The sequence below is a fragment of the Spirosoma profusum genome (assembly GCF_014699005.1).
GTDB lineage: Bacteria > Bacteroidota > Bacteroidia > Cytophagales > Spirosomataceae > Spirosoma > Spirosoma profusum.
This window is the reverse complement of record NZ_JACWZY010000003.1, coordinates 89,062-102,875: the sequence shown is the minus strand read 5'-3', so window position 1 is coordinate 102,875 and position 13,814 is coordinate 89,062. Positions and strand designations below refer to the sequence as shown.

Here is a 13,814-nt window from a genome sequence, read left to right as displayed (position 1 = left end):
AATTTAGTACGATGAAAAACCTTCTTGACGAACTTCAACAAGCCGCTGCATTACGTGCTACCCGTCGGCATTTTTTACATACCTGCTCAACTGGGCTGGGAGCTATGGCGCTTGGTTCAACGCTGGCAGGGTGTGGCTTTTTCGATAAAAGCTCCGACCAGCCAAACAGTGTCGGTGCTACGTTGCAATCTGGAGAACCGTCGGCTCCGCACCCGTCGCAATACGTTCCGAAAGCAAAACGGGTTATTTACATTCACATGGCGGGCTCTCCAAGCCAATTAGAATTGTTTGATTATAAACCTGAGTTGGCAAAATATAATGGCAAAGACTGCCCGCAGGAGTTGCTGACCGGAAAGAAGTTTGCCTTCATACGGGGTGTTCCGAAAATGCTGGGGCCACAGGGAAAGTTCGCGCAACATGGTCAATCGGGAGCCTGGATTTCAGATTATCTCCCTCATTTACAAGGTGTAGCCGATGACATTACGTTCCTGAAAGGTATGCATACCGACCAGTTCAACCACGCCCCTGCGCAACTGCTCATGCACACAGGCAGCGCCCGACTTGGCCGCCCCAGCTTAGGCTCGTGGGTTACGTATGGACTCGGCACCGAAAACGACAATCTTCCCGGCTACATCGTATTGGCTTCTGGCGGAAAACAACCCGATGCAGGAAAATCTGTCTGGGGAAGTGGCTTCTTACCGACTGTTTATCAGGGCGTTCAATGTCGTACCGATGGCGATCCGGTTCTATACGCTTCTGACCCGTCGGGCATTAGCCGTGACGTTAGAAAGAACACGATTGATGCTATTAGCGAAATCAATCAGCAGCAGTACGATGACGTAAAAGACCCGGAAATTCTGACCCGTATTGCGCAATACGAGCTGGCGTTTCGAATGCAGATGTCGGTGCCCGATGCAATGGACATTAAAAGTGAGCCTCAATACATTCTGGATAGCTACGGGGTTGACCCCAACAAAGGTTCATTTGCCCGAAACTGTCTGTTAGCCCGTCGATTAGTCGAACGGGGTGTTCGCTTTGTCCAACTGTTCGACTGGGGTTGGGACACCCACGGCACTAGCGCCAGCGGCTCCATCGATATTGGTCTGAAAACTAAATGCCAGGAATCCGATCAGGCTGTAGCAGCTTTGTTGAAAGACTTAAAACAGCGCGGTTTATTAGATGATACGTTAGTAGTTTGGGGCGGTGAATTTGGTCGAACTCCGATGCAGGAAAACCGCGATGGACAGGTGTTACCGTTCATGGGTCGCGATCACCACCTCGATGCGTTCACAGTCTGGATGGCTGGCGGAGGGGTGAAAAAAGGCTTTTCCTTCGGCGAAACCGACGATATTGGCTACTATGCCGTAAAGGACAAAGTTCATATTCACGATTTGCAGGCTACTATCCTGCATTTGCTGGGCTTCGATCATACAAAACTAACGTATCAGTTTCAGGGTCGCCCTTTCCGGCTTACCGACGTAGCAGGGAAAATTGTTAAGCCGATATTAGTCTGAACCGGGATTTAGAAACACAACAATTTCTTAATCGGCTAATCCTCTTGGTAACCTGACATCCTTATTTCCTTTGCATCTATTGACCCAAATTCGGATGCATGGTAAGTCAGGCGACTCTTTCGTGGCTATATCTGTTCAGTGCGGCCTTTTGTGAAATGGCCTGGACGTATTCGCTCAAGTACATGCGGTGGGATTCACTTAAAACTCTCCGCTGGGATACGTTTTATCGCGTCGATAGCGGATTACCGATCCTGTTTCCCTGGGTGGCTTATGTAGTTTTCGGTATCGTGAACACCATACTGCTGGCCATCGCCATGCGCTCGATCCCTACCTCGACCGCTTTTGCCGTTTGGATGGCCTTAACGCTGGTGTTTTTAAAAACAGCCGATGTTTTCTGGTTGCGGCTAAACTGGACATGGACTGAGCTATTTTTTATTATGCTCATCGCCGTTGGTATTATTGGCCTGAAAGCAGTCGGCTCATCTAATTAACCCTTTTTGCTACGTACTATTCCAGCACTTTAGGCACTTCAAAGAATTGTTCATCGTGTTGTGGAGCATTGACAAGCGCCTGTTCGCGAGGCAGTTGATTCGCCACTACGTCCTCGCGCAATACGTTGGTTTCGGGAGAAATGTGTGTCAACGGTTCGACGCCAGTGGTGTCTACTTCATTGAGCTGCTCCATCCAGGTCAGTACGTTATTCAGGCTGTTGAGCAGTTCTGTTTCTTCTTCTGGTTTTACTTCCAGCCGCGCCAGATGGGCAATTTTTTGCAGTGTTTCCTTGTCAACTTTCATAGGCCAAGAGCGGTTCAAAGAGCGAAAGCGTGAAAGAGCGAAAGTACCTGCTGGATAACTTTCACTCTTTCACGCTTTCGCTCTTTGAACTCCTCATTAATTCAGTATCAATAATTTTATACGTTTCTTCTTTCAATCGTTCCATATCATCGGGTGTCATTCCCTTAGTTTCGATGGGCGGATGAATAACGGCACGTAGTGTATGCCGACGAAAGCGAATAGGACTTTTATCGGGCAAGATCAGGTAGTTGTTCAGTAACGTAACGGGCACAATGGGCACCTGCTGCTGAATCGCCATCGTAAAAGCGCCATCCCTGAACTCAACCATTTGCGGTGGTTCGGGCGCTTTAATGCCACCCTCCGGAAAAATAGCGATGCTACGTCCCGAAGCCAGCGTCCGAATCGATTTGGCCAGTGAGTAAGCCCGGCTATTCGGCTGGCTCCGATCCACCTGTACGTGCAGTTTGGCGAACATATAACCCAATAAAGGAATGTGTTTCACCTCACTTTTGCCCACAAAAGCGTAGTAGTTTTTGACAATAACACCCAGTGCCGCAATATCCAGATACGAGAAATGGTTGGCACAGAACACATAGACCGTTTTAGGATCGGGTCGAAATCGATGATCAACCTGAACGGGAATACCCACGCCGAAAAAGAACAGCTTTCCCCAGATGTAATTGATTTTATGGGCAATAGGTTTCCAGGAATCGCGCTGCAAACACACAAACTGGAATGGGAATAGGATGAGATACAGTCCCACAAACCAAATAGCGCACCAGATTGTGTATAGCATTTCTGAACCGGGATTTAACTGATTTATGGATTTTCTGAAATTCTTCTGAACCGCACGGGCGTCCCCCTGGATTTAGCGGATTGAAGGATTAACAGGATTTTGTTTTTCGCTTCTCCGAAGCGTATTAATCTACTGAAAACAAAATCCTGTTAATCCCTAAATCTGTTAAATCCCGGTTCAGAAATTAATTAATGTTTAAAATGTCTTACGCCTGTCGTTACCATAGCCAGACCGTGTTGATTGCAATAATCAATGGAGTCCTGGTCGCGGATGGAGCCGCCAGGCTGTACGACCGCCGTAATACCCGCCTGCCCCGCAATTTCAACGCAATCCGGGAATGGAAAAAAGGCGTCAGAAGCCATAACTGCACCATTCAAATCAAAGCCGAACGTGTGCGCTTTGTCAATGGCCTGACGTAGCGCATCAACACGCGAGGTCTGGCCCACGCCACTGGCTAATAACTGTCCTTCTTTCGCCAGAACGATTGTGTTCGATTTGGTGTGTTTGCACACCTTAAGCGCAAATTCGAGGGCTCGCTGTTCGCTTTCGGTCGGCGCTTTTTCGGTTACCGTTTTGAACTGACTTGCCGTTTCGGCCAGATTGTCCTTGTCCTGTTCCAGCACGCCATTCAGAATGGTTTTGAACATGACGGTGGGCAGCGTCACCGCGTTACGTTGCAGCAGAATGCGGTTTTTCTTCGATTTCAGGATATTCAATGCGTCCGGTTCATAACCAGGCGCAATCAGAATTTCCATGAATAACTTATTCAGTTCTTCGGCGGCTGCTACGTCTACCTTTACGTTCGTAATAACTACGCCCCCGAAAGCGGAAACCGGGTCGCAGGCGAGGGCGTTCAGATACGCTTCTCTAGCGGTTTGGGCCGTTGCGATACCACAGGCGTTGGTGTGCTTGATGATAGCAAATGTCGTTTCCGAAAACTCATCAATGAGACTGACACAGGCATCGACATCTACTAAGTTGTTGTATGATAGCTCTTTGCCGTGAAGTTTCTCAAACATAGCTTCCAGGTCACCGTAGAAACTTGCCTGCTGATGCGGATTCTCGCCATAGCGCAGGTGCGCTGCTGGCAGGGTTTTAAAATCGTAAATTTCATTCGCCGAACGAACAATACTACCCGAAAAATAAGCCTGTATCGCCGTGTCATATTTCGACGTAACGGCAAAGGCTTCTCCCGCATAGTAACGACGATCTTCCAGATCGGTGGCACCGCCTTTCTCAGTCAATAGATTCACTACGTTACCGTACTGACTTCGGGAAGACACAATCAATACGTCGTTGTAATTTTTGGCAGCTGCCCGAATCAGTGAAATACCACCAATGTCGATTTTCTCGATAATGTCTTCATCCGATGCGCCCGACGCCACTGTTTCCTCGAAGGGATACAGATCGACAACAACCAGGTCGATGGGAGGAATACGGTGCCGTTCGGCCTGGGCGAGGTCTTCGGGCAGTTCGCGCCGGTACAAAATACCGCCCATCACCGCCGGATGCAGAGTTTTCACACGTCCGCCAAAAATAGATGGGTAACCCGTAAGGTCTTCAACGGCGGTTACCGGAACGCCAAGCTGTTCGATAAATGCCTGTGTTCCACCTGTTGAATAAAGTTTGACGTTCTGTTCGTGCAACAGACGTACTAATGGTTCGAGTCCGTCTTTGTAAAAAACGGAAATCAGTGCCGAAGAAATTTTAAGTGACATGAAGTCGTTAAACCGCCGGTGGGTTCTTTTTACCGATTACTGATTGAGTTTCCTGCGCTACGGCTGTACAACACAGCCGACTAGGAACGCAAAGATAACCAAAGGTCTTAACTTTGTCTGCCCGCTACGTTCAGCTGGCGATTTTCAATACGATGAGTACCTTTAAAAAATTAGCGAGCGATACCGCCCTATACGGGGTCAGCACCATTCTGGGGCGATTGCTCAACTACGCGCTTGTCCCCATTCAGACCTATGCGTTCGCCAAACCCGCTTCTATGGCCTCGAACGTCGAGTTATATAGCTGGATTGGCATATTGCTGGTTGTTTACACCCTAGGGCTCGAAACGGCTTTTTTCCGTTTCATCGCCCGCTCCAAAGACCAGCCTCAGGCCGAAAAGGACCGCATTTTCAGCCAATCGCTTAGTCTGGTCATCTGCATTAGTGTCTTATCTACGATTTTACTGTACAGTCTGGCGCATGAGATAACCATCTGGCTCAATTTCCCGGGGCAGGAACGTTTCATACGGTGGTCTGCCCTACTGGTGGCTATCGACGCCATCGTTGCGATTCCGTTTGCGAGACTTCGGGCCGAAAATCGGGCAAAGGAGTTCGTCGGCGCACGTATGACGAACATTGTAGTAGTAGTTCTTTTGAATGTCTTATTTCTTGTTTTGGCCAAAGACATCTCAGAAGGAAAATATCTAACCGGTCTTCAATCCGTTGCCCAACTGATTTACAGTCCTGAAATCGGTCCGGGCTATATTTTTCTGGCCAATCTGATCGGTAACGCACTCTATTTTGTCATTATCCGTAAAGCCTTCGCGGGTTTTAAATTCCAATTGAATCGAGAACAAACCCGTGCGCTGGTCACCTACGCGTTTCCGATCATGCTGACCAATCTCGCCAGCGTAGTGAATCTGCTCACAGACCGGATTTTTCTGCGGCACACCCTTCCGCCGGGTTTCTACCATGGATTATCGTCTGAAGATGTACTGGGCATTTACGGCAACTGTCAGAAATTATCCGTTTTTATGGCGTTGGCAATTCAGTCGTTCAAATTTGCCGCTGAACCGTTCTTTTTCTCGCAGGGCGAAGACAAAAACGCCCCGTCGCTGCTGGCGAACGTAACGAAATGGTTCATCATCGTCTGCATACTGATTTGGGTCGGCGTCAGCCTCAACCTTGACCTGCTGGGTACGCTCTTTCTCCGATCAAAAGCCTACCGCCTTGGGCTGGACGTAGTGCCTTTGCTACTGCTGGGGAATTTGTTATTGGGCGTATATTATAACATTTCGTTCTGGTTCAAGCTCAAAGACAAAACGCAGTACGGTACGTTCATTACAGTCGTTGGCACTGGCCTAACGATTGGCCTGAACGTAGCACTCATTCCAATTATGGGCTATATGGGCTGCGCCGTAGCGTTTCTGGTTTCAAGCTTCGTGATGACAGCCATGTGTTACGTATTTGGCGAGAAATTTTACCCTGTCCCGTACGATGTCCGGTCGGCTGCTACGTATATTCTGGGCGCAGGACTGCTCATCTGGGGATCTTGGCAGTTCCCAATTGAGAATCTGTGGATATCGGCACCCGTGCATCTGGGATTATTTGGGTTGTTTTCAGGTCTTGTTCTTTTGCTCGAGCGCAATAGTCTTCAGCCGCTGCTACGTCGGGTTCAACGGGGAAAACGGCGCTTACCCAACAAGACCATAGTGCCCCCAAACGAACCTTTATAAATCATTAAAATTTTAGTAGAAACTAACCATTTTTGTATAAACCGGTGTTTTTATCGGTAAATTTGGTGATGTTCTGCTAATTCTGCCACCGTAAACGAGCAGTTTCAATTCATGCATTTTCCTCTTCGCAACGGCCTATGGCCTTTATCTTTTCTCTTTCTTTTGCTGCTGGCTGGCTGCCGGGAAAAACCGCTGTTCGAACGTATCGATTCGTCTGAAACCGGCATTACGTTCAACAATACCATTACCGATAGCGACACACTCAACATCCTTAACTACCAATACATTTATAACGGTGGTGGCGTTGGCATCGGTGATTTCAACGGCGACCAGAAACCCGACGTTTTTTTCGCAGGTAATCAGGTTTCCAATAAGTTATATCTCAACGAAACTAGTTCAAGCGATTTTCATTTCAAGGACGTAACACAGGTGGCCAACGTGAGTGGGGGCGGGCATTGGTGTTCGGGTGTATCGGTGGTGGATATTAACACCGACGGAAAACTCGACATCTACGTATCGACTACGCTTCACAAAAAAGCGGCCAATCGGGCTAATCTGCTTTACGTCAATCAGGGAAACGATACCGATGGTGCTCCAAAATTTCGGGAAATGGCTGCCGAATATGGTATTGCTGACACAACATACAGCACACATTCGGCCTTTTTCGATTACGACAACGATGGCGATTTAGACCTTTTCGTACTCGTTGACCAGATCGACAATCCCCACAGCCCAACTAATCTACGTGTGCGCATCGATGACGGTACGTCGACCAACACCGACCGGCTGTATCGCAATGATTTCGATGCCAAACGAGGCCACGCTTATTTCACCGACGTAACAAAACAGGCGGGCACGATTGCCGAAGGATTTGGACTGGGCGTAAACATTTGCGACATCAATCGTGATGGCTGGAAAGACATCTACGTAACGAACGACTTTGCGACGAACGACGTGCTCTACATTAATAACCGAAACGGTACGTTCACCAATCGCGCTCGTGAGGCATTCAAGCATACCAGTTCATCGGCGATGGGCAACGACGTAGCGGATATCAATGGCGATGGGCTGGCCGATATTATCGTGATGGACATGCTGCCCGAAGACAATCTTCGAAAAAAGAGTCTGATGGGGCCAAGCAGCTATTTCGCTTACCAGGAATGGGACCGGCTCGGTTATGAACACCAGTATGCCCGGAATACGCTTCAACTCAACCAGGGTGCTCGCCTAACCGATACGTCTGGCGCTAAAGTGCCGGTTTTCAGCGAAATCAGTATGCTGGCTGGGGTGGCCGAAACCGAGTGGAGCTGGTCGCCGTTGCTGGTTGATCTCGACCACGACGGTTACCGGGATTTGCTGGTTACCAACGGCTTCCCACGCGACGTAACCGATCGCGACTTTACGACCTACTATAGTTCTGTCAATACGTATCTGACCAATACGCTTCAGAAAGACCTTACCGATAAAATTCCGCAGGTAAAGGTCAGCAATTATGCATTCCGCAATAAAGGAGATGCCCGGTCGGGTGGTCCGGCGTTTGAGAACGTAACAAACCTCTGGGGCATGTCAGAGCCTAGTTTCTCAAACGGAGCCGCTTACGCAGATTTCGACGGCGACGGCGATCTGGATTACGTTATTAACAACATTAATGACGAAGCCTTCGTCTACCGGAATAATCTGGCCGACAAAAAAACCGATAATGCGCACTTTTTACGTGTCAAATTTCAGGGAGATGGAGCCAACCCGATGGGTCTGGGAGCGAATATTGAGTTTGAATCAGCAAATGGACGTAAAGAATTTTACGAGCATACGCCCTATCGCGGTTTCCTGTCCAGCGTAGACCCAATTGCTCATTTTGGGTTAGGCAAAGAGAAAGTCATTAAAAACCTAAAAGTAACCTGGCCCAGCGGACGCGTACAGACCATTCCCAGCGTTGATGCAGACCAGACGCTGGTGCTTAAAGCGGCTGATGCCCAACCTGCTACGTCTGTCAATCAACCTAACGTAGCAGGTGCTACGTTGCTCCAGGACGTAACAAAATCCATCGGCCTGACGTATCGCCACGAAGAAACAGATATTATCGATTTCAACCTCCAAAAAACGTTGCTCCATAAATTGACGGAATACGGACCAGCGCTGGCAGTTGGCGACGTAAACGGCGATAGATTGGCGGATTTGGTCGTGGGTGGTAGCTCGAAGTATTCTACTGAACTCTTACTTCAGCAACAAAATGGGCATTTTACCCTAAAACCCTTGCCGACAAAGTTGTCCGAAGACACAGGCTTGCTGCTGTTCGACGCTGACGCCGACGGCGATCTGGATTTGTATGCGGCAAGCGGCAGTTCCGAATTTAACCCGGATCAACTGGACGAAGCTATGCGTCATCGGCTGTATACGAACGATGGAAAGGGGAATTTCACGCTGTCGATGGATGCATTGCCCAACTTTCGCGTGAATGGTTCCTGTGTGAAAGCGGCTGATTTTGATGGCGATGGCGACCTTGACGTATTCGTAGGCGGGCGAGTTGAACCCAATAAGTATCCAAAAGGTGTGCCGAGTTATTTATTCAGGAACGACAGCCAAAAAGGTCAACCTAAATTTACGGACGTAACAAAGCAGGTAGCCCCTTCTCTTGCCCAGGGTGGCCTTACCTGCGACGCGCTTTGGACTGATTACGACAACGACGGCGACCCGGATCTGCTACTTGCCAGTGAATGGGCTCCGCTGACCATGTTGAAAAACGAAAAAGGGCGCTTACAACCGTTGGATAACAGCGGATTAGCCGATAAAACAGGTTTCTGGAATTCGCTGACCCCCGGTGATTTCGACAACGACGGCGACATTGACTACCTGGCGGGCAATTTAGGTCAGAATAATCTGCTTCGTGCCACGCCCGAGCGTCCGGTACGTATGTATGCCGGTGATTTCGACAATAATGGCTTCTACGATGCCTTCCCAACCGTTTACTTCAAAAATGCGAAAGGTCAATATGAGGAGTATCCCTACTTCGGCTGGGACGATATGGTGAAGCAGATGATCGGTATCAAGCGACGATACATCAAATACGCTCTATTCGGCGAGGCTACGATCAATCAGATATTGACTGAGGAAGAACGGAATCAGGCGCTTAAGCTATCTGCCAACTACCTGACGAGCAGTTTTATTGAGAATAAAGGGCAAGGCAACTTCGAGGTTCATTCCTTGCCACTGATGGCGCAGACGGCTCCGGTGTTCGGCATGATTGCGCAGGATGTAGATGGCGATGGGAATCTGGATGCAATACTGGTCGGAAACGATCACGGCAGCGATATGGTAGCGGGTCGGATGGATGCTTTCAATGGTTTGGTCCTGAAAGGCGACGGTAAAGGCCATTTTACACCCCTGACGATGGCTCAAACGGGTTTTTATGTTCCTGGAAATGCCAAAGCAGCGGTTACGTTCCCCGATGCACAAGGCCACTTCCGGCTGGCCATTTCCGAAAACCGGGGGCCACTACGTGTCTTTGCTCTGCAACAGCCACAGACATTTTCGCCGGTCGATACACGTACCACTACGGTCAATATTCAACTCAAAAATGGCGGCAAACGACGGCAGGAGATTCCGTTTGGTACGTCGTTCTATGGGCAGTCCGCTCATGGCGTGTGGCTCTCACCGGGTGAGCAGATTGTGAAGTAATTTTGTCATGCTGAGGCACGAAGCATCTTAAAGCATCCTTACTAGAGTGTTAGGAAACCTTAAGATCCTTCCTGCCGCACCGACGGACCGGTCAGGATGACAAAAATCTCCATTATTCATGCTACTCAATAAGGTCGCTCCCTAAGGTTGGGGGTGGATACCGTAGCACTTAGGCTTCGAACCGCCGACGTAATAAAGAAGCCTGTTGCCTTAGGGCCGCTGGTGTTTGCATTGAGGATATTCGTCGGTACGTTGGCGGGGGGCGTAGCAAACAATCCGCCGTTGGTAACCTGACCACGTAGCAGATTCCAGAAACGGAAAGCATCAGCCGATACCGAGTGTAATTCAATCTTTACATTCTCATTCTGCTTATATAAGCTGTCAGGATTCACAGATAAGCGAATCGGCGCAATAAATAACAGTCCGTCTGTAACCTGACTCGCTCCTTCAAACGCACCATCCTCCGACAGAATGATGTTACGTGCTTTATTCTGCAACACGCCATTTCGAAAAAAGCGAACCCGGTAGTAATCAGTTGCGCCGGCCAGATCAGTGGAGTAAAACTCAGCCCGATAACCCTCCGTCGTTGAAATTGGATTGATCTTTCGTTTCACAAAAACAAGCGAATCAACGGGCGGTACACGGTTCAGCTTCGACGTAGCACGGTACGTTTCCCCACGAAAAACAATCGTCAGCTGATACGTTCTTCCGACACGTCCCAGCGTATCTTTGCCCGTTGGCTGCCAGACGTAGTAACCGTCATTGTCAGGATCGAGAAAACGGTACGTCTTACCAGCATCGTCCGAAACGGTTACTGTTGCGCTGGTAGCAGCTGGTGGCGTACTGCTGTCGAAATAGCCTGCTGTCTGGGTTAAGCGAATGGTTTGCTCACCCGGCTGGTCGGTTATCAATCCATCGACTGATAGTTCTGACGGGCCGGTATCGAGTTTAGCGTCGATGACCGTCGTGCAGCGGCTGAACAGCAACGTAGCGGCAGACACGTAGCAGGCAAAAGCAAATCGTTTCATGGTTGTAAGATGGCCGATGCCTTAAAATTTAAAGTTATACGTAACAGACGGAATGATGGTCGCGAAAACCGAATAACGTATCGCTTCGGTTACGCGCGGGTTGTCGGCATTGGGTTGGAAATACACGGAAAACGGATTTTTGCGGGCATAAGCGTTATATACCGAAAATACCCAGTTGTCTTCTTTCTTTTTACCCGGCCGTTTGCGTCCCTGTAACGTAGCGGCCAAATCGAGCCGGTGATACGCCGGAATCCGGTAATTATTTCGCGCATTTTCATAGTTGTGAGGCACCACAAAATCCCCAAATTCGAAACGATTCGTTGGGAACGTAGCGGGCGTGCCACTCGCCAGCGTGAACGTAGCGGAAAAACTCCAGCGTTTGGCATTGGGTGGATCAAAGAGCAGCACCGACGTAAGGGTGTGTCGTTTATCGAAACGCGTTGGATACCAGTCGCCGTTGTTAATACCCGCCACTTGCCTTTCGGTTTTGGCCAGCGTATAACTAATCCAGCCGTTCACGACGCCGGTGTTACGTTTGATGAAGAATTCGGCTCCGTAAGCGCGGCCTTTTCCCTTCAGCAAATCACCTTCGAGGTATTTATTCAGAATCAGGCTGGCGCCGTCGATGTAATCAATCTGGTTCTGCAACCATTTGTAATACACCTCTACCGATGCCTCGAATTCCTGTCCATTTTTACCGAAATTTTTGAAATAACCGGCGGCAATCTGGTCGCCAATCTGGGGAGCAATGTTATTGGTGGATGGTGTCCAGATATCCAGTGGCGTTGAGGCCGACGTATTCGAAATCAGGTGAATGTATTGCGCCAGTCGGTTGTAGCTGAGCTTAAGCGACGTATTGCCGTTCAACTCGTATTTGGCCGAAAAGCGCGGTTCCCAGTTTCCGTATGTTTTTATGGTCTTATTTCCCTTGTACGACAACGTAGTAATTACTTCACGCCGTTGACCAAACGGTACGTCGGTTTGAAAGACATAGGCTTCACCGGGCCCAACGTAGTTGAACAGCGAGTAGCGCAGGCCGTACTGAAGCTGGAGTTTGGGCGTTAGCTGCTGTTCGTTACCAACGTAGAGCGCGTTTTCGAGCGCATATTTGCTCTCAAGTCCGAACGTACGAACGCTTCCTCCGCTCGCAGCCGTAGCCATTCCCGGCTGAAAATCATGATAAATCGACTGTCCACCGAACGTAATGGTATTTTTTCCCAAAAACAGCGAAAAGTCAGGTTTCAGGCTATAATCAACTATGCGTGAGTCGGTTTTGAAGAAATCATTCGGGCGTTTGCCTTTCAGATCCGTGTTGAGCGAATAATCATAATTGCTGTAATAAGCAGTGGTATTGAGGAACAACCGGTCGCTGAATACATGATTCCAGCGGGCTGATAACGTAGTGTTTCCCCAGTTGAAACCGAAATCAGAACCAAATACATCGCGTCCCAGATAACCCGACAGAAACACGGTATTTTTATCATTGATGCGATAATTCCCTTTAGCGGTCAGGTCGTAGAAGTAAAATTTAGCGCCTTTCAGATCACTGTTCAGGAAAGGCTGAGCCAGAATATCGGCGTAAGAGCGACGACCCGCGACGATGAACGAACCTTTGCCTTTGAACAACGGTCGTTCGTAGGATAATCGACTAAATATCAGACCAATACCTCCATTCAATTCTGGCTTTTTTGCGTTTCCTTCTTTCAGTCGAACGTCCAGAATCGACGCGATACGTCCGCCGTAGTTAGAGGGAATCCCGCCTTTGATGAGCTTTACGTCCTTCACCGCATCGGGATTGAACACCGAGAAGAATCCGAACAGGTGTGATGAATTGTAGACCGGCGCTTCATCGAGCAAGACCAGATTCTGATCGATACTGCCCCCACGCACGTTGAAACCGGTTGCCCCCTCTCCTACCGTCGACACGCCCGGCAGCAACTGAATGCTACGTATCACATCGACTTCGCCCAGCAGCGCCGGAATTCGTTGCAGCGTTTTCACGTCAATCCTGTTGACGCTCATTTCGATATTTTTGACGTTATCGTCCTCGCGTTTGGTCGAGACGATCACTTCCTGAAGATCTTTCCCTTCCTGTTCCAGTTCGAGATCAAGTCGAACGTTTTTATCCGAGAGAGCTACGGTTTTGGTTTGTTTGGCGTAACCAACGTAGCTGATTACCAGACTATACGTACCGGGCTGCAACGTAACGCCGTAAAATCCGTAATTATTAGTTACAGCTCCAGTACCCGTTTCTTTCACGTAAACCGATACGCCAATTAGCCCTTCTCCGTTGGCAGCATCCTTTATATAGCCGCTGACAGTTAGCGCAGCCGTACGATTACTATTAGTTTGATACGTGTCGAGCGTATTGGTGTTCTGTCCATTTTGTGCCTTGCCAGTCGATACGACCAATAAAGAGACGAACGTACAGACTATCCAAAATTGGATATCATTTTTCATTGCGTTGTCAGGAGGGACTTAAACAGGTTGTTGATTAAGACAACGCAAAGGTAGCTCCCCCCTAGTCAACTTATCCAAAAATTAGACGAACCCAC

General features: G+C 48.9%; 9 protein-coding genes. 4 read left to right on the top strand and 5 right to left on the bottom strand.

Features of this window, described 5'->3' with window-relative positions; translation table 11 throughout:
• Positions 1-11 precede the first annotated feature (11 nt).
• The gene (locus tag IC229_RS05125) at positions 12-1,514 is read left to right on the top strand and encodes a DUF1501 domain-containing protein (protein ID WP_190885866.1); all 1,503 of its coding nucleotides are present in this window, start codon (positions 12-14) and stop codon (positions 1,512-1,514) included.
• Between the two features lie 98 nt (positions 1,515-1,612).
• Positions 1,613-2,005, top strand: a complete 393-nt coding sequence (locus tag IC229_RS05120) for a DMT family transporter (protein WP_190885865.1) — start codon at positions 1,613-1,615, stop codon at positions 2,003-2,005.
• Positions 2,006-2,021: 16 nt separating this feature from the next.
• On the opposite strand, the gene gatC is transcribed toward IC229_RS05120, so the two are convergent.
• The 3 genes from gatC to purH form a co-directional block, all read right to left on the bottom strand.
• Complete coding sequence (gene gatC, locus IC229_RS05115) at positions 2,022-2,309, bottom strand: Asp-tRNA(Asn)/Glu-tRNA(Gln) amidotransferase subunit GatC (RefSeq protein WP_190885864.1); 288 nt, start codon at positions 2,307-2,309, stop codon at positions 2,022-2,024.
• 61 nt (positions 2,310-2,370) lie between these two features.
• Positions 2,371-3,105, bottom strand: coding sequence for a lysophospholipid acyltransferase family protein (locus IC229_RS05110; RefSeq protein WP_190885863.1), 735 nt, complete (start codon positions 3,103-3,105; stop codon positions 2,371-2,373).
• A 188-nt stretch (positions 3,106-3,293) separates the two neighbouring features.
• The gene (gene purH / locus IC229_RS05105; RefSeq protein ID WP_190885862.1) at positions 3,294-4,823 is read right to left on the bottom strand and encodes a bifunctional phosphoribosylaminoimidazolecarboxamide formyltransferase/IMP cyclohydrolase; all 1,530 of its coding nucleotides are present in this window, start codon (positions 4,821-4,823) and stop codon (positions 3,294-3,296) included.
• A 152-nt stretch (positions 4,824-4,975) separates the two neighbouring features.
• Between purH and IC229_RS05100 the strand changes: the two genes are divergently transcribed.
• Positions 4,976-6,556 carry an oligosaccharide flippase family protein gene (locus tag IC229_RS05100; protein ID WP_190885861.1) on the top strand — a complete coding sequence of 527 codons (1,581 nt, stop codon included), beginning with the start codon at positions 4,976-4,978 and terminating at the stop codon, positions 6,554-6,556.
• 111 nt (positions 6,557-6,667) lie between these two features.
• Positions 6,668-10,231 carry a VCBS repeat-containing protein gene (locus IC229_RS05095; protein ID WP_190885860.1) on the top strand — a complete coding sequence of 1,188 codons (3,564 nt, stop codon included), beginning with the start codon at positions 6,668-6,670 and terminating at the stop codon, positions 10,229-10,231.
• Positions 10,232-10,356: 125 nt separating this feature from the next.
• Here the strand turns inward: IC229_RS05095 and IC229_RS05090 are convergent, their stop codons facing one another.
• Both IC229_RS05090 and IC229_RS05085 read right to left on the bottom strand, forming a co-directional pair.
• Positions 10,357-11,259 (bottom strand): DUF4249 domain-containing protein, encoded by a 903-nt coding sequence (locus tag IC229_RS05090; protein ID WP_190885859.1) that lies wholly within the window; start codon positions 11,257-11,259, stop codon positions 10,357-10,359.
• 21 nt (positions 11,260-11,280) lie between these two features.
• Positions 11,281-13,719, bottom strand: coding sequence for a TonB-dependent receptor (locus tag IC229_RS05085; RefSeq protein WP_190885858.1), 2,439 nt, complete (start codon positions 13,717-13,719; stop codon positions 11,281-11,283).
• Positions 13,720-13,814 lie beyond the last annotated feature (95 nt).

What these genes read in the sequence shown, in the direction of transcription:
- gatC (WP_190885864.1), bottom strand. Translation starts at nt 2,309, where the DNA reads ATGAAAGTTGACAAGGAAACACTGCAAAAAATTGCCCATCTGGCGCGG.
- IC229_RS05095 (WP_190885860.1), top strand. Translation starts at nt 6,668, where the DNA reads ATGCATTTTCCTCTTCGCAACGGCCTATGGCCTTTATCTTTTCTCTTT.
- IC229_RS05085 (WP_190885858.1), bottom strand. Translation starts at nt 13,719, where the DNA reads ATGAAAAATGATATCCAATTTTGGATAGTCTGTACGTTCGTCTCTTTA.
- IC229_RS05110 (WP_190885863.1), bottom strand. Translation starts at nt 3,105, where the DNA reads ATGCTATACACAATCTGGTGCGCTATTTGGTTTGTGGGACTGTATCTC.
- IC229_RS05090 (WP_190885859.1), bottom strand. Translation starts at nt 11,259, where the DNA reads ATGAAACGATTTGCTTTTGCCTGCTACGTGTCTGCCGCTACGTTGCTG.
- IC229_RS05120 (WP_190885865.1), top strand. Translation starts at nt 1,613, where the DNA reads ATGGTAAGTCAGGCGACTCTTTCGTGGCTATATCTGTTCAGTGCGGCC.
- IC229_RS05125 (WP_190885866.1), top strand. Translation starts at nt 12, where the DNA reads ATGAAAAACCTTCTTGACGAACTTCAACAAGCCGCTGCATTACGTGCT.
- IC229_RS05100 (WP_190885861.1), top strand. Translation starts at nt 4,976, where the DNA reads ATGAGTACCTTTAAAAAATTAGCGAGCGATACCGCCCTATACGGGGTC.
- purH (WP_190885862.1), bottom strand. Translation starts at nt 4,823, where the DNA reads ATGTCACTTAAAATTTCTTCGGCACTGATTTCCGTTTTTTACAAAGAC.